The organism is Leucobacter sp. OLIS6 (assembly GCF_002752355.1).
Taxonomy (GTDB): domain Bacteria; phylum Actinomycetota; class Actinomycetes; order Actinomycetales; family Microbacteriaceae; genus Leucobacter.
The window spans coordinates 112740-128564 of record NZ_MRAV01000011.1 but is presented as its reverse complement, the minus strand read 5'-3'; the positions used below and the strand labels follow the sequence as shown (position 1 = coordinate 128564).

The following is a 15825-nucleotide window of genomic DNA, read 5'->3' as shown; positions in this document are numbered from 1 at the left end:
GCTGCTCAGCCGCCGATGAACGCGCCTCCCTTCTCGGGGTCGATGCGGTGAGCGGTGCGCAGCAGTTCGATGGTGCGGGCGACTTCGCCGGCGGTCCGATCCTCGTCCCAGTCGAGCACCGGCGCAATGGCGTCGGCCGCGGCACGGATGCGCTCGGCGGTCACGCCGCCGACGAACGCGATCGACGTGCGGCGCAGGAGCAGGTCGTCGAGGTGCACGATCTGCTCGGTCCCCGCGAGATGGGCGAGCTCGGACGCCGTGTAGCCCGGGAGCTCCGCGAGCTCCGCCTCGTGCTCGGGCGCCGCGGCGAGCACTTCGTCGGCACGGGTGCCGTAGCGGTCGAGCAGCTGCTCGACGCGATCCCGACCGTGCCCGTCGGCCCGTGAGGCCACCCAGATGGTCCGCGCCGCCGGGGTTCGCGGGAAGTCGTCGCCGCCCCCGATGGGGAGCGTCTCGGTGTGCACGCTCCGGCGCTGGTGCAGGACCTCCAGCGCGTCGTCCGCCAGGTGCGCGGCGAGCGCGCGGAAGGTGGTCCACTTGCCGCCGACGAGGCTCAGCAGGGGCACCCCTGCGCGCTCGGACGCGACGATGCGGTAGTCGCGCGACACGAAGCCGGGAGCGGTGTCGTCGTGGCGCGGGAGCGGGCGGATGCCCGAGAAGGTGTAGACGATGTGCGAGCGGTCGACCTCGATCTTCGGGAAGACGTGCGAGATCAGGTCGAAGAAGTAGTCGACCTCGTCGGGGGTGCACACCACGGGCTTCGCCGGATCAGCTTCGATATCGGTCGTGCCCACGAGCACCCGATCCTTGAGCGGGTAGATGAGCACGATACGTCCGTCGGAGTGCTCGAAGAAGATCTCGCGCCCGCCCGTCGCCGCGAGGAGCTCGGGGTGGTCGAGGACCACGTGGGAGCCCTTCGTGCCGCCCATGAAGCGGGTGCCCTCGCCCAGCGCGGCGTTGGTGAGGTCGGTCCACGGGCCGCTGGTGTTGATGATCAGCTTGGCGGTGAAGTCGAACTCCTCGCCGCCGTTCGCCTCGTCGCGGAGTCGCACCGCGCCGTCCGAGAATCCCACTGCGGGCAGGTAGTTCGCGGCACGGGCGCGGTCGCCGCCGGCCACGATCCCGTCGTGCAGCACGTCGAGGGCGAGCCGCTCGGGATCGTGCATCGAGGCGTCGTAGTAGGTCGCCGTGTACGAGAGGTCGTCGTTCAGCTGCGGCAGCTCCGCCAGCGAGCGCCGGCGCCCGAGGAAGCGGTGCCGAGGCACCTGGCCGCCGTCGCGCGAGAAGGTGTCGTAGAGGGTGAGACCCATCTTGATCAGCGCGGCGCCGCGCTCGCGGGGCTTGCCGCGGCCGTGCGTGACGAGCAGGCGGAACGGGGCGGAGAGGATCCCCGAGAAGGTCGAGAAGATCGGGATCGTGGTCTCGAGCGGGCGGACGTAGTGCGGGGCGGTGCGCAGCAGGCGGTTGCGCTCGGTGACCGCCTCCTTCACCAGACGGAACTCGCCGTTCTCGAGGTAGCGGATCCCGCCGTGCACCATGTGGCTGGACGCAGAGGAGGCGCCGGAGACGAAGTCGCCGCGCTCCACCAGCGCCACGTCGATGCCCTGCAGGGCCAGCTCGCGGAAGGTGGCGATGCCGTTGATGCCTCCGCCGATGATCAGCACATCGGCGCTCGGGCGCTCACGCAGAGCTTCGACGGCGGGGCGAGCGGGCGACGGGCGATCGTTCATGGGGTCCAGACCTTTCGAGATTCACGCACAGCCTGATCCAGCACTGAACGGGCTTGCAAGCGATCTGCACATATGTGCAGAATGGGTCGACTCGAAGGAGCACGGTGGCAGATCCGGCGAACGCAACGAAGGCGCGGGAGGCGCTGCGCGCGGCGCAGCTGTACTACCTGCAGAACCACACGATGGAGGCGATCTCGCAGGAGATGCGGGTCTCCCGATCCTCCATCTCGCGGCTGCTGAGCTACGCCCGCGACACCGGACTCGTCGAGATCCGCGTCCACTCACCGCAGGAGGCGCGCTCCCGGCTCGAGCAGCAGCTCTCCGAGCGATTCGGGATCACCGCGCACGTCGCGCCGGCCCCCGCCCGAGCCTCCGAGACCGCACGGCTCGACCGCACCGCCCGCACCGCCGCCCACCTCGTCGCCGCAGCCGTCGACGACCGATCCACCATCGGCGTCGCCTGGGGCGCCACCACGACCGCCGTCGCCCGGCACCTCCCCGCGAAGCCGGTGCACGAGACCCGCGTGGTGCAGCTGAACGGCGCGGCGAACCTCCACACCTCCGGCCTCGCGTACTCCGCGGGCCTCCTCGGCGGATTCGGGGACGCCTTCTCGGCCACCGTCTACCAGTTCACGGTCCCCGCGATCTTCGACGACCCCGAGACGCGGCGAGCGCTGTGGCGCGAACGCTCCATCAGCCGGGTGCTCAAGCTCCAGGCATCCGCCAATCTGTTCGTGTTCAGCCTCGGTTCGCGCCTCGGCGACCGCCGCTCCCACATCTACTCGGGCAACTACCTGGAGCGCGAGGATCTGAAGGAGCTCGCGCACGCCGGCGTGGTCGGCGACTGCGCCACCCAGTTCTTCCGCGAAGACGGCAGCACCGACGGGATCCCCCTGAACGAACGATCGAGCGGCCCCTCCTTCGACATCGTGCGCCGGATCCCCCGCCGCATCTGCGTCGTCTCGGGAGCCGCCAAGCTGCAGAGCCTGCGCGGCGCCCTCGCGGCCGGGATCATCACCGAGCTCGTCGTCGACGAGGAGCTCGCGTGGCTCGCGCTGGAGGGCGAGCGGAGCGGAGCAGGGTAAGGGAATGGGCGTTCCTCCCGGGGAGGAACGCCCATCCGTGCCGGCTGCGGCAAGAAGGGGGGAACTGCGAGCCGGTGGGTGAAGAGCCGGGACTCGAGTAGGGGGACTCTCTGCCGTATTCGACTTCTTCGCATTGAGAGTGCCGGGGGCGGTGCAAAGGTGACGCGGCGCGGGAGAATTCGAATTCTCCCGCGCCGCGTCCGGTCGATCATCCGCTATGCGCGCGGCCTCCGTCGCGCACGGAGCACCAGGAGCGCACCGGCTGCGGCCAGCAGCGCTCCCGTCCCGATCATGAGGCCCCACCCGCCGGCGCCCGTGGTGGAGAGCCGATCGAGGAACCCCTGCCCGGTGCCGCCCGCGCCGCTGGGAGCGCAGATCTCGAACGAGGCCGTCGACGCAGGCGCCTTCGGACCGAGCGACGCCGTGTTGGTGAACACCTGGCAGGATCCCGCCTCCGTGCGCACGGGGATCGAGTACTCGCGTCGATGCTCCGTGCCCGCAGCGCTCCAGGTGATCCGCCACGCCGGATCGAAGCGGAACCGGTCGTCCGAGACGGTGACCTTCCGGTCGACCTCGGAGGTCCGGTACTTCACCGCGGTCCCGTGGTCGATCGGGTCGATCCCGGTGCCGGTGACCCGGATGAGATGCTTCGCATCGGCTCCGGCCGAGGGGGCGCCGGTGCATCGATAGGGCACGCGCGCCGTTCCCGAAGCCGGGATCAACACCTTCTGCGCCCCCTCGATGCGGCACTCCAGCCCGTCGATATCGGTGAGGTCCTGCACGCTCACGGTCAGCGCGCGGAACGTGTTCGGGTTCGTCAGCAGGACGGTTCCCGAGAGCTGGTGCGCCGAGTCGGTGAATCCGCGCTCCGTGACGGTCACCGAGTAGCGCGCGTCGACCGACTCGGGGCTGGCGTCGCGAGCGATGTCGTCGCGGTTGTCGAGCCGCTTGTCGATCGCCCAGCCGAACACCCGCACCTTGCTCGCCGTGGCCGTATCGGCCACGGCAAGGGGGGCCTGCCTGCAGAGCGTGTGCTGCGTGCTCGCCGTGACGCCGAGCTCACGGATCGTCGCCCCGTTGTCCACCGCCAGGCACGTTCCGGGATCCACCTGCACCGGCACCGAGTACCGCTCCACGTGGGTCGTCCCTTCCGCGCTCCAGGTGTACGGACCGAAGTCGCGTACCGGGGCGGCCTTCCCGCCGATCTTCATGAGGTCGCGCACCGAGACGGTCCTGCGGAACTCGGTCAGGTTCCAGTCGGCCTCGCGGATCTCGGCCGTAGCCTCGGCCGCTCGGTCGACGGTCAGGGCGCGGTCGCTTCCGGGAACGTCGCTCCGCCAAGTCACCTTCGCGGTGTTCGTGCCCGCGTAGGCGGGCTCGGAGGTGAAGGAGCAGGAGTACGCCAGCGCGCGGGTCTCACCCGCGGCGAGGGTCACGGTGGCGCCCGCGGCGAAGACGCAGTCCGCACCCCCGCCGATGTCGGGCGTATCGGACAGCGAGGCCTGCACGCTCTTGTAGCGGTTGGGGTTCTGCACGGTGACCGTGCCGTTCATCGTCCAGGCCGCATCCGTCTTCGCGCCCTCGGTCAGGGTGACGGCGTACTCGAGCGTCGCCTTCCCGTCCGCGTCGAGCTGCACGGTGGGGTTGGTCAGTCGCTTCGACAGGCTCCACCCGTAGCTGCGCTGCAGTCCGGTGACGACGTTCTTCCCGACCGCCAGGTCCACGGGCAGGCAGGCGTTCACCGATTCGGTGTCGGACTGGCCCGTCTCGATGATCTTCGCCGTGTTGTCGACACCGAGGCAGTCTCCGGCGGGCACCGTCGCGTCGACGCTGTACCGCTCGGCGTGCTCGGTCCCTTCCGCGCTCCAGGTGTACGGGCCGAAGCTCCGATCCGTGGTCGCGCCGGCGATCGTCGCGGTATCGGTGACGTTCACCGTCTTGTTGACCTCGGAGACCCGATAGCTGGTATCGACGCTCGCCGTCGCCGGTTCGACCGGCTGGCCGGTGATCGGGTCGAGGTCGCTCGCGGCGACCGTCACGGTCACGGTGCGGTCCAGATCGCTCCCCGGAGCACCGGTGCAGGAGTACGGCAGCGAGAGCTGGGCGCCGGGCGCGATCTGCCGGCCGCTGCCCCCGGTGACGGTGCAGCTGAGTCCGGTCCCGTCGGCGACCGCAGTTGCCGTGAAGGTGTAGGTCTTCGTGTCCGACGGGTTCGTGACCGTGACCGTGCCCGAGAGCCGGGCGTTCGAATCGATCGCCTTCCCCTCGGTCGTCGTCACCGCGTAGTCGATCCGGGTCGCGCCCGTGGCCGGGTCGACGGCGAGCGAGTCGCGATTGACGGCCGTCTTCTCGATGTTCCAGCCGAACGTGCGGGTCAGGGAGGCATCGGCGTCGACCGCGGCCTGGAGCCCGATGGGGATCACACCCGCGTCGAGGTGCGCGACGTCGGTGGAACGCGGAAGCGCGAGCTCATCGACCTCGCCGGAGTCGACGTCCGCGTCGGAGTCGATCGTGCGATCCGTTCCGACCCCCTGGTCGGTGAGGCGGTACCCCTTGGCCCGGAGCTCGTCCGCGTCGAAGACCACCTGGTAGTCCGAGCTGTGGAGCTGGGTGAATCGATAGGCGCCGTTCGCGTCGGTCGTCGCGGTGCGGAAGGCGGTGCTCCGATCGCCGTCGCGGAAGAGACGAACGGTGACGCCCGGAAGGAGCGCCTCGGTGTCCTGGCGCACGCCGTCGGAATTGCGATCCACCCAGGCGACGCCCGCGATCGAACTCGCGACGACCTTGACCGGGTCCGCCGCCTTCTCGCCGAGGTTGATCGTCCGCCCCTGCACCGGGTCCTGGACCGTGCCGGAGGCGTCGTTGTGGTAGATATCGTTCTTGACCTGACCGTCGACCTCGAAGCCGAGATCGACCGCGCCGTAGCCCTGCGTGCTGGCCTGGATGTTCGGGACGGTCACCCGGATCGCAGTCGGGTGCGCCGGCCATCCGGTCGGATCCGCGGGATCGACGACGACCCAGTTGGTCCCCGTCGCCGGTGAGGCGCCGATGCCCGCGGGTGCCGCCTCGGTCAGCTCGAACACCGTTCCCGGCTGCTTCGCCGCGCCGACGCGGCCGATGCTCGCGAGCTTCGCCGTACCGCTGAACGCACTCCCGCGTCCATCGCCGTCGAACGGGAACACGTCGACGAAACGGCCCTGCCCGAGGTCGTAGTTGTTGTAGTTGACCCACTGCACGCGCCACGCGGCGGGGACGTCCTCGACCTCGATCTCGGGAGCGGAGATGAGCTGCTTCGAGAAGAACGCCGCCTGCGGGGTGCCCGCGAGCACCGTCGCCGTGTCGGAGTGGCGCTTCGGCGAGACACCGGCGGCCACCTCGGGGTCCATGCCGGTCGCCGAGACTCTGGCGGTGTTCGTGACGGTCGCGCTGTAGGGCGCGGCCTGCGGGGGCAGGAGCACCCCGAGCTTGCCGGAGTAGGTGATCGGGGGCAGAGCGGTATCGGTGCGCACCGCACCCGCCGGGGTGAAGGTCAGCACGATGCCGCTCACATCGTCGGCCGTGTACGGGACCCCGTCGGGCCCGAGGTCGGCCGGCGTCTGGGTCACCGTCCAGAACGGATCGACGTTCGACACGTCGACGCTGAGCACGCCGATGTCGAGGGTGTCCACCACCCGCAGGTCATCGACCGCGTAGGGGACGAAGGTGCCCGCGCCGGGTGCCACGGTCGGCTTGATCGTGTAGTGGAGCTCGTCTTCGGGCATCGCCTGCGACTCCGCGGCGTCCTTCGAGATGCGCAGCACGTTGCCGATGATCTCGGTGTTCACCGTGTTCTGGCGGGCGGGCTTCGACGCGAACTCGTCGGCGAGCCAGCGCGTGATGGTCGGCAGCCGTTCCCCGATCTGGCCGACGGCGATCATCGGGACCTGCGAGAACAGCAGCTTCGAGTTCGGGAAGTTCACCCCGAAGTTCTCGCCGGTGAAGGATCCTGCCCGGAGGAATCGGAGCCCGCTGATCTTCGCGGGATCGAGCGAGTCGCAGTCGGCCCAGGTCATCGTCGGCGCGGCCCCCGAGTTCGTCCCGGTGAAGTCGACGGTGCACTGCACCGTGTACGAGGATGCGGGGAACGCGCGGGTGTCCATCGACGGATCGGTGGCCGCGGAGCTCGAGCTCGGGGCGACCGCGCCGAGCACGGCGCCGTCGAGGTGGGCCACGTCGAGGCGCTGCTTCGTCGGGTCCCAGAGGTGGAAGCTCGTGACGTTGGTCAGCGCGGGCTCCTCGGGCACGTAGATCGTCTCGCTCGTGAAGGTGCCGTCCTTGCCGATGTACCCGAGGTTGTTGATGTCGGCGAGGAGGGCCCACTCCGCAACGGCCGGAGTGCGCACGATCGGCTGCGCGGTGCTGCGCCACGGATACGCGTCGACGAGGTCGGCGCCCGCGACCTTCGGGGTGAAGTACGAGGCCCCCTGCTGGTAGCCGTACTCGACGGTCTGGCACGCGAGCGCCCGGTTCGCATCGTTGTTGTTCGGGTTCGAGTCGGCGATGGGGCGTCCGTTGGCGTCGACCCAGGATCCGGCGGCGACGTGCGCGCTGAGCGTGGCCTGGCAGCCGTAGTCGTCCTCGAGCACCTTCTGCGGAGTGAAGGAATAGATCTGCAGGACGTTGCCCTGATCCGCCAGCATCGCCTCGCACGCCGGGTTCTTCTTCATCGTGATGGTCACCGTCTGAGCGCTGCTCGACGGGTAGTACTGGTTGTTGTTGTAGGGGTTGGGGCCCACGAACGCCCAGCATCCGCCGCCGACGGGCACCTGCGTGCTGTTGTTGCGCGGGAGCTCGAAGGAGGATCGGGGTCCCGAGTAGGCCACCGTGAAAGTGATGTTGCCGTTCGGATCCGCGTAGCCGACCTTCGAGAGCGTATCGGGCTGCAGGCGGATGTCCCACCGCTGCACCAGCGCCGGACCCGCCCCGCCCGGACCGAACTCGGGGCCCGCGAACCAGTGGCTGGCCTGGATCGACGGTGCGCCCACGGCCTGGAGCGAGATGTCGGCGCTCGCGACGGAGCGGACGGTGATCGCAGGGAGCGTCTGGGTCTGCGTTCCCGAATCATCGGTGACGGTCAGTTCGGGGGTCCAGGTGGACCCGTCGGCGCAGCCCTCGCCCGCCTTGGCGCGGAACGGCTGGGTCAGCACGACGCCGTTCGCCGCCTGGGTCCACGTGACGACGATGGTGTCGGCGTCCGGATGCGCGACCGAGCCGGTCGTCTGCCCGCCGTTCAGGTTGAAGGTGAGGTTTTGATCGACCGAGGCGTCCCACACCCAGCAGCTCGGCTTCTTCAGCGTCATCGTCGCGCCGTTGACCGCGCCGGTGGTCGTCGCCTGGATCTCGAACCCGACGAGGTCGCGCACGCCGACGACGCCGTTCGAGTTGTTCGGGTCGACGGGATTGTTCGCGAAGGAGTATCCGTCGGCGATCTTGGTGAGCTTCACCGAGTCGAAGGTCCCGCTCGCGGCGGTCGCCGCGACGGGAACGCCGAGCAGGCCGAGCAGCAGACCGACGACGAGCCCGGCCGCGACCGCGGCCCGATTGACGATTTTCATGAGCGGGTGTTCCTTCGACCTCGAGAGGAGCCCGATCCCGTGGGAGGGGACCGACCTGTCAGGGGTGGGCGAGGTGCGCCGGACGGGCGTCCGGCGCACCTCCTTTCAGAGAATGATCGTTCAGATCGCGCGGCGGCGCACCAGTGCGCCCGCGATCAGCGCCGCGCCGAGCAGGCCGATGCCCGCTCCGCCCGCGAGGAGCGCGTTCTGTCCGTCGGCACCGGTCTTGGCGAGCTCGGGTGCCGGAGCGGTCGGAGTCGGCTTCGGCTTCTCGGGCTTCGGGGTTACCGGCGGCTTTACCTCGCTGGTCGACCAGCACTCGGCGGCATCGGCGCCGAGCACGGTGACGCCGGTCGAGATGCCGGGGGCTGCGACGCCGTCGGGCGCGGTGTACGAGCCCGCCACCTGGTAGGTGCCGGGGGCGGCGGCGAGCAGCGTCGTCTCGAGCTGGGCCTCGGTCAGGTTCGTCGCACCGTTCTGCACGCTGAAGCGGAGCGCCGCGGGATCGGTGCCGACCGCGGTCGTGTCATCGGGAAGGATGCCGGCGTCAGTCACGGTCGCCGAGACGTCGAAGGTCGAGCGCCCGAAACCGGTCGGCGTGTACTTCGTCGTGCCCTCGACGTGCTCCGCGAGATCCGCGGCGCAGAACGACGAGGCCGACTTGGCGGCGAGCTCGGGCCGGGTGATCGAGAGCGGGGTCACCGCCGTCGGCGAGAGCCGCTCCGCGCCGGCCTGCTGACCTTCCTGGAGGAAGAACTCGAGCTGCCCCGTTCCGGGAACGCTCGAGTTGACCGAGGCCGTCACCGTGCCGGTGATGCCGGGAGGCACGTCGCCGCCGAAGGTCATGATGATCGGGGTCACGTCCGCGGTGAACCCGGAGATGCTCCGGCCGTCGAGCGTGGCCGCGACGGCGTTCATCGCGTCGACCTGGTACTGGTACCCCGCGCAGTCGCTGCCGGGCACGGTGGCGTCGCAGCCGAAGCGGAACGTGTAGGTCGCGTCGGAGCTGTCGGTGAAATCGCCCGTGTAGGTGAGCACCGGGATCGGGTACTTCACGGTGTCGCTCTTGATCGTGTAGGTGACCCGCATGTCGTCGCGCGTCTGACCGACCCGGCCGTGCACGGTGGTGCTGCCGTCGATCGCGGCGTTCGCGTTGTTCTGGGTCGAGTAGGTGACCGAGATATCGGTCTCCGCGGCGGACGCGGCCGGCGCGCCGAGCAGCGGCACCGCCAGGACGAGCGCGAGGCCCGGGATCAGCGCGAGGCCGCGCGTACGAGTATTCATCTGCTGGGTTCTCCTTCTGGTTTCAGCGGCCGGTGCGGGTCCTCCGGGACCCGCACCGGCCATCCACGATTCGTTCTGAGCGGTCACTCGCCGGCGGGACGATCCCGTCGCCGCCTGACGACCAGGAGCGCGCCGCCGGCCGCGAGCAGCGCCACCGTGGCGACCGCCGCCATCCACGGCGCCCCGCTCGAGCCGGTCGTGCTCAACTCGCCGGGATGCTTCGGGTCGACGGGCGTGCCCGGATCCACCGGGGGCTTCGGCGTCGGCTTGGGCGTCGGCGGCACGACCTTCGCATCACCGTGCCCGTACCAGTCGTCCTTCACCGTCAGCTTCACCCCGAGCAGCGTCTCGGTCGCTGAGACCTCGACGGTGTTGCGGTACGCGCCCTTCGCGACGGGGCCGGATCCGGTGTAGGTGACCGAGGCGCCCGGCTTCAGCAGGCCGTCGAAGCCGGCCGGTGCGGTGATGGCGCCGAGGACGCTGTCCTCGACCGCCCCGAGCCGCACCGGGGTGTTGCCGCGGTTGGTGATGACGTACTCGAACGCGACCGTCGAACCGGCGACCACGTGCCGGGCCTGCGCCTTCGTCGATGCCCGCACTCCGTCGCCGCGCTTCACCACGTCGAGCGCGGAGACCACGCCGAACCCGAACCAGTCGTCGGTCGCGGTGAGCGTTCCGCCCGAGAGCGTCGCTGCGGCGACGGTCACCGAGTTGCGGTAGTCCCCCGCGGGGATCGGCCCGGACCCGGTGAAGACCACGTGCGCACCGGGAGCGAGCGTTCCGTCGAAGCCGGACGGAGGCGTTGCCGCACCGATCCGGTCGTCGTCGACGCCCGTGATCGACACGGTCGAGTTGCCCGTGTTCGTCACCGTGTAGGTGAAGTCGACCGCGGCGCCCGCTGCCACGGCGTGCGCGTCGGCGGCCGAGTCGTTCGTCACGCCGTCACCGCTCTTCACGACGGTGAGCCCGCTGGTGACACCGAACCCGAACCAGTCGTCCGACGCCGTCAGCGCTTCGGATCCGGCGGTCGCGCGCACATCGACCGTGTTCTCGTACGCGCCCGCCGCGACGGGCCCGGTCGCGGTGAAGGTGACGCTCTCACCCGCGTTCAGCACCCCGGAGAACCCGGCCGGCGCCTGGATCGTGCCCAGCACGCTGTCGACGACCGTACTGATCGTCATCGGGACGTTCCCGCCGTTGGTGATCCGGTACGCGAAGTCGACGTCCGATCCCGCAGCGACGTAGGCCGGTGCCGATGCGGACGCGGTTGCGACGCCGTCGCCCGTCTTCACGACCGAGAGTGCGGCGGTGACGCCGAAGCCGAACCATTCGTCGGAGGCCGTCACCTCCGAGCCGTTCTGCGTGCCCGTCGCCTCGACCGTGTTCGTGTAGGCACCCGCTGCGACCGGGCCGGTGGCCTGGTAGACCGCCGAGGCGCCGGGTGCCAGGGTGCCCGTGAAGCCCGAGGGGCTGACCACGGTGCCGACGGCGCCGAGCTTGCTGTCGACGAGCTCCAGATCGGTGACCGGGACGTTGCCCGTGTTGGTGACCGTGTAGTTGAAGGTCACGTCGGCTCCGGCCGGAACCTGGATCGCATCTCCCGCGTTCTCAGCCGTCTGGCCGTTGCCGGTCTTGACGACGCTGATGCCGGTCGTCACACCGAAGCCGTACCAGGTGTCGGACGCAGTCACGTCCTGTCCTTCCGAGACGCCCTTCGCGGTGGCCATGTTCTGATAGCTCCCCGCGGCCACGGGACCCGTGGCCGTGAAGGTCACGCTCTCGCCCCCGGCGAGGGTGCCGGAGAATCCGGCCGGCGCAGCGACGGTGCCGAGCACGCTGTCCGAGAGCGTCACACCGGTCACCGGCGAGGCGCCCTCGTTGGTGACCGTGTAGGAGAACGCGACGTTCGATCCCGCAGCGACATGCACCGCGTCCGCGGCCGTCGGCGTCGCCACGCCGTTGCCGGTCTTCACCACGCTGATCTCCGAGGGCGGCGATGCGAGCGGGGTCACGGCCGTATTGCCGTTGCCCGCCTCGTTCCAGGCGGACACCCGGAACTGGTACGTCTTCGTCGGGTCGAGACCCGTGACCGTCGCCGAAGCACCGGTGCCCGCCGGGGTCGTCACGACGCTCCAGGTGGTCCCGCCGTCGGTGGACTGCTCCACCACGAAGTCGCGCAGGGGCGCCTGGGCGTCGGCGGTCACTCCGGTCGGCAGCGCGTTCCAGGTCAGCTGCGCCGAGGTCTTGCTCGCATCCGTGTACGCGCCGGTGAGCCCGGTCACCGCGTCCGGGGTGCGCGCGAAGATCTCGACCCGGGTGCTCGCCGTGCCCTCGGACACCGTGAGGTACATGAATCCGCGGTCGTCGAACGCGATGCCGCGGACCTGGTTCACCTGGCCGTTCGCATTGCCCTGCCCGAACGCCGAGAACTTGCCCTTCGGCGTTCCGTCGGACGCGAAGATGGAGATGAGCCCGTTGCGCTGGCCGACGTAGATGTCGCCCGTCCGCGGCTCCACCTGGATCGTGAACGTGGCATTCGTCTGCCCATCACCCGTCGCGAGCGTGCCGAGACCGATCGTCTGGGTGACCGCGCACCGGTCGCGCGAGGAACCCGTCGGATTGCCGACCGCCTCGGTCGTGCAATTGTTGGGATCGATGCGCTGGATGAAGGTCTGGTTGCCGGCGCCCGGATCGATGAAACCGACGAGCAGTGAGCCGTCGGCCGGATCCACCGCGATCGCGTACGGCGAGCGGTACCCGCCGTCCGTCGGGTAAGCCGTGCCCGCGGGCTGGTTCAGGTAGATGTTGCGCACGAACGTGCCGTCGGGCTTGTACTGCTTCAGCAGCTCCGGCGTCTGGCTCGTGACGACCATGTCACCGTTCAGCATGCGCGCGATGCCCACCGAGTAGTCGAACGCCTCGGGATCGTTCCGATTCGACCAGGTGTTGCCGCTCGGCCAGGTCGTCTTGCCCAGCGCCCCGGCCTCCGAGCCGTCGGGGTTCACCATGCGGAGGGTGTGGTTCGCGTGGTTGAGCCACGCGTACCCCGCGTCGGAGTCCACCGTCCAGGCGACGCCCGCATCGGTGACGGCGACGCCGCGCACGCCGCCGAACTGGCCGCTCGGCATCGCAGCGCCGTCGAGACGCTGCGCATCGGCGAGCTTCGCGTAGTTCGCGCCCAGGCCCGCGTTGTCGCCGGCGGCGACCGCGCCGTAGACGCCGTTCGCCTGATACTGGCCCAATGCCCAATCGGGAGCGCTCGACAGCGCGTAGCGGTGCAGCTTCGAATCGCCGACGTAGCACGGGCCGGACGCGGTCATCAGCGTGCCACCCGCGAGGGAGCAGAGGAAGCTGTTCGAGGTCCACTGGATCTTGGCGCTGTCGGTCACCCACAGCGACCCGTCCGCGGGGCTGAGATCGAGTCCGTAGCTGAAGACCGTCCCCGTCGAGCGCGTCTTCACGTCGCCCGCGTAGCCCCAGAGGCCCGACCCCTTCGCCTTGCCCGCCGTCGAGGCGACGCTCGTCACCCCGGCGGGCTGCGTCGAAACGGCCGGATCCCCCACGACCGCCTGCGCCGCCGTGGTCGTGCCGATCGTCACTGCCAGCAGTGCCATGACGACCGCCCCCGCGGCGGCTCTGAAGCGGCGTCCCTGTCTCTTGAGCGTCATCAAGCTCCCCTTGTTCCGGGCGCATGCGATGGAAGAGATCACCCAGCAGCCATGCGCGTTCACTCCGAAGAGTGGCGGCCGTGCCGGGAAAGTGACGCGAGTTCGCAGAAACTCAGCGGACGATCATCGCACCGGGGTACTCGCGATCGCTCCGAATCGGCTGCCGGAGCAGTACCGAAAGCTCACCGCGGACTGCTTCGGCTCCGTCAACGGAACGGTTCCGGAGGCCGCGCCCGAAGCATCGAGGACGAATCGCTGGTACACGCCGGGGCCCAGGATCACGCAGACCTCGCGGGACGGGAGCCCCGAGATCGAGACGTTCGCCTCGCCGGACCCGCCCGCCTGCGCGGCGGACGGGGAGAGCCGGGCCGACATGCCAGGTACCACGACGACGAATCCCGCGGTGAGCACCTCGGGGCTCCACCCGCTCGCGGACGGTCGCGCCGAGACCTCGTACGTGCCGGCCGGGAGGTCGAGGGTCGACAGGTCGCTCGACCAGACCCCCTCCGGCGATGCGTCGACCGAGTATCCGATGCCGCCCACCGACAGCGCGACCGCCGAACCGGGGGCGCTCCGACCCGAGATGACCGGGGCGAACCCGCCCTCGGCGCCGTCGGCGGTCACGAGCGTGAAGGTGCCGCTCGTGCCCTGCGGGGGCGCCGGAGTGGTGGGGACGGGGCCCGGCTTCGTGGGCAGCGGCGCGTCGTCCGCCGCACCGGAGCCCGCGCCGGGCGCGGGAGTCTCTCCCCCGGTCGCGCCGGTGCTCGGTCGGCGCACCGTCGGCGCCGGGGTCGAAGGGCGCGCCTCCCCCGTCCGGGTGTCGGTGCTCGACGGGGACTGCGGGTCCCCGGCCGGCTCCGGCCGGGGCCACATGACGAAGCCGGCGACCACGATGAAGACCGCGACACCGGCGATCCACGCCATGGCCTTGAGCGGGAACGCTCCGAGCAGCGTGCCGAGGCCTCCCGCGGAGTGATGATCGTTCGCGGCCTCCGCGGCGAGGGCACTCGTCGGTCTCCACGCGTGGTCGACGGCCGCGATCCCCAGCACGAGCACGAGGAGCGAACCGCCGACCTTCCCGCCGAGCCTGCGGTTCTCCTCCCGCAGCTCCGCCTCCGCCGCCGCGCAGCTCGCGCAGCTCCGGAGGTGCGCGGTGACGTCCCGACGGAACGCGTTGCCCAGGCCTCGACGGACGTACCGGGGAAGCGCCTCCAAGGCGAAGCGGTGCTCGTCGTCGGCGAGCGGCGGGAGCTGCTTCTCCAGCCAGGCGACGCGGAGGCCCTCCTTGGCCCTCCTGAGCAGCACCGAGAGGGCGTTCGGGCTGAGGTCGAAGCGCTGCGCGACCTCACCGCGGGACAGTCCCTCGACCTCCATCCACCAAAGCGCGAGCTGCCAGCGCTCCGGAAGGGTCTGGAACGCCTCGAGCACCTCGTGGACGTTCTCGGTCAGGGCGATGATCTCATCGCCACCGGGCACCGGAGTGCCCTCGATCTCCACCCCGGTGACGGTGCGCTGGCGCAGGCGGTACTGGCGGGCGGCGATGTTCCTGACCACCGTGAATACGTACGCGCGGAAGTACTGCCGTGGTCCGATCCCCCGCCCGAGCTGCTCCCAGACCGTCTCGAAGGCCTCCGAGACGACGTCCTCGGCGTCCGAGAACGCGAGCCGGCGCGCCACCGTGAGGGCCGCACCGGAATGCCTCCGCCACAGCTCCGCGAAAGCGAGCTCATTGCCTTCTCGTGACGCGGCGATCAGCGCTTCGTCTGCGAGCTCCCCGAGCTCGCCGTTCTGTGGTTCCAACATCTGCCAACCCGAGTGCATGTCCGGAACGGCATGTCCTCGGTATCCCCCTGTACTTCATGATGACAGGCCTCACCCCCGCAAGCGATGGACCTTCAAAACAGAGTGCAGTCCCGGCGGGAAAAGTGACGCGGCGGCGAGGAGCGGATCCGGGGGTCCACGACGCCTCAGCCGGAGATGTTCTCGAACGCGAACATCGCGAAATCGCCGGACGGATCCCCGATCGTGTGGTCGTCGATCACGATGAGATCTCCATCGATGATCAGGTGGGTGCTGAGGCGATGGTCGCTGTTCACCGGGTTCGAGAACGCGTGCGCAGCACCCGGCACCCGGTACGCTTCCCAGACGGAGTCCGAGAGTGCGGCAGAGAGCTCCGTCGCGGTCTTTTCGGTGATCCTTCCGACGAACACCGTCGCTCCCGCATCGGTCGAGTGGATGCCCCAGGAGCAGTTCATCGACTCCGTCGCCGAGGCCATCGCGGCGAGCGCCACCGGCCCGAGCGAGTACGCCCACCGAGGCTCGTCGCCCGCTTCTCCGGTGAACGTCGCCGAGTACACCATCGGTTCCACCCGACCGTCGAAGCGCGCCAGCTGCTCGGCGGACACCACGCCGCTGCAGTCCTTCGGCATCGTCCAGCGCTTCCCTGCAGAGGGATCCGACTGCG

Annotated in this window: 7 protein-coding genes; 1 reads left to right on the top strand and 6 read right to left on the bottom strand. The window is 70.0% G+C overall.

All coding sequences use genetic code 11. From position 1 onward, the window contains the following. Positions 1-5: 5 nt before the first annotated feature. The gene (locus BMH31_RS07160) at positions 6-1730 is read right to left on the bottom strand and encodes a glycerol-3-phosphate dehydrogenase/oxidase (RefSeq protein WP_099724582.1); all 1725 of its coding nucleotides are present in this window, start codon (positions 1728-1730) and stop codon (positions 6-8) included. A 104-nt stretch (positions 1731-1834) separates the two neighbouring features. On the opposite strand from BMH31_RS07160, the gene BMH31_RS07155 reads away from it, so the two are divergent. Continuing rightward, positions 1835-2815 carry a sugar-binding domain-containing protein gene (locus BMH31_RS07155; RefSeq protein WP_241898177.1) on the top strand — a complete coding sequence of 327 codons (981 nt, stop codon included), beginning with the start codon at positions 1835-1837 and terminating at the stop codon, positions 2813-2815. A 215-nt stretch (positions 2816-3030) separates the two neighbouring features. Here BMH31_RS07155 and BMH31_RS07150 read toward each other — a convergent pair whose 3' ends face one another. From BMH31_RS07150 to BMH31_RS07130, 5 genes are all read right to left on the bottom strand, one after another. Then, positions 3031-8409, bottom strand: coding sequence for an SdrD B-like domain-containing protein (locus tag BMH31_RS07150; RefSeq protein WP_099724581.1), 5379 nt, complete (start codon positions 8407-8409; stop codon positions 3031-3033). A gap of 120 nt (positions 8410-8529) precedes the next feature. Then, positions 8530-9693: an LPXTG cell wall anchor domain-containing protein gene (locus BMH31_RS07145; RefSeq protein WP_099724580.1), complete on the bottom strand. Its 1164-nt coding sequence runs from the start codon at positions 9691-9693 to the stop codon at positions 8530-8532. An 83-nt stretch (positions 9694-9776) separates the two neighbouring features. Then, positions 9777-13361, bottom strand: a complete 3585-nt coding sequence (locus tag BMH31_RS07140; protein ID WP_099724579.1) for a fibronectin type III domain-containing protein — start codon at positions 13359-13361, stop codon at positions 9777-9779. Positions 13362-13484: 123 nt separating this feature from the next. Continuing rightward, complete coding sequence (locus tag BMH31_RS07135) at positions 13485-15164, bottom strand: sigma-70 family RNA polymerase sigma factor (protein ID WP_158234905.1); 1680 nt, start codon at positions 15162-15164, stop codon at positions 13485-13487. 164 nt (positions 15165-15328) lie between these two features. Further along, on the bottom strand, positions 15329-15790 hold the full coding sequence (locus tag BMH31_RS07130) for a hypothetical protein (RefSeq protein WP_099724577.1): 462 nt from the start codon (positions 15788-15790) through the stop codon (positions 15329-15331). Positions 15791-15825 lie beyond the last annotated feature (35 nt).

Bases quoted from the DNA above. Each gene is read 5' to 3' on its own strand.
- BMH31_RS07140 (WP_099724579.1), bottom strand. From the start codon at position 13,361: ATGACGCTCAAGAGACAGGGACGCCGCTTCAGAGCCGCCGCGGGGGCG.
- BMH31_RS07150 (WP_099724581.1), bottom strand. From the start codon at position 8,409: ATGAAAATCGTCAATCGGGCCGCGGTCGCGGCCGGGCTCGTCGTCGGT.
- BMH31_RS07135 (WP_158234905.1), bottom strand. From the start codon at position 15,164: ATGTTGGAACCACAGAACGGCGAGCTCGGGGAGCTCGCAGACGAAGCG.
- BMH31_RS07145 (WP_099724580.1), bottom strand. From the start codon at position 9,693: ATGAATACTCGTACGCGCGGCCTCGCGCTGATCCCGGGCCTCGCGCTC.
- BMH31_RS07130 (WP_099724577.1), bottom strand. From the start codon at position 15,790: ATGCCGAAGGACTGCAGCGGCGTGGTGTCCGCCGAGCAGCTGGCGCGC.
- BMH31_RS07160 (WP_099724582.1), bottom strand. From the start codon at position 1,730: ATGAACGATCGCCCGTCGCCCGCTCGCCCCGCCGTCGAAGCTCTGCGT.